General features: G+C 34.2%; 1 protein-coding gene and 1 pseudogene. One reads left to right on the top strand and one right to left on the bottom strand.

Annotation, left to right across the window (positions count from 1 at the left end; translation table 11 throughout):
* Nucleotides 1–476, top strand: a pseudogene (locus RTW80_RS26420) (lytic transglycosylase domain-containing protein); the annotation flags it as partial.
* Nucleotides 477–494: 18 nt separating this feature from the next.
* On the opposite strand, the gene RTW80_RS26415 reads toward RTW80_RS26420, so the two are convergent.
* Nucleotides 495–799: response regulator transcription factor (locus RTW80_RS26415; RefSeq protein ID WP_289697817.1), on the bottom strand; the 305-nt coding region annotated here is incomplete at its 5' end.

The following is a 799-nucleotide window of genomic DNA, read 5'->3' as shown; positions in this document are numbered from 1 at the left end:
ACCATCTTCACGTTTTGTATATTTATTACAAAAATGTCTTTCGCCAGCAACTCTTGCTCTAATGAAGCAGGAACAATGTTCAGAATCGAACCAAATTTAATTAAAGCTATCGCTCTTGTTGAAAGCAATCTAAAAAAGGATAGCATAGGCAAGAACAGAGATAAGAATAACAATATAAAGAGTTTAGATTATTGGTTAATGCAGATAAACCAGATGCATATTCCCCTGTTAAAAAAACGTGGAATAATAAAAGATGAACGAGATTTGTTAGATAACCCTTGTCTGAACATTAAAATAGGAACCGAGATTTTATATAACCATTTTTCACGTTGTGGAGTAACGTGGCAATGCCTGGGGACTTATAATGCGGGTTTTGCAATGGATAACCAAAAAAAGAGACAGCAATATGCCCCAAAATATATATTGTATATACCAGGCTTAATGAACTAGACAATCGTAAGGCTTCAGCAAAATGAGCCTAAAGCCTCTTTTTTTTATATAGTGCAAACACCCATACGTAAAGCTGTTTTGATCAACTCGATACCACTGTGAACATCTAATTTCTTCATGATATTGAGTCTATGAGTTTCGACTGTTTTCCTGCTTAACTGCAAGAAATTAGCGATTTCTTTGTTTGTTTTACCATCAGCTATGAGTTGTAATATTTCTGACTCACGATTTGTAAGTTGATTATCAGAGGAATACCTGGAAGATATTTTTTCACAATCCATATGTACACTATCAAAATAAGTGTAACCATTACTAATCGAATCAATAGCACGATTTAGTTTCGCCGGGT

Source organism: Escherichia sp. AM3 (assembly GCF_032029835.1).
Lineage (GTDB): Bacteria > Pseudomonadota > Gammaproteobacteria > Enterobacterales > Enterobacteriaceae > Escherichia > Escherichia coli.
This window is presented reverse-complemented; position numbering and strand designations above follow the sequence as displayed.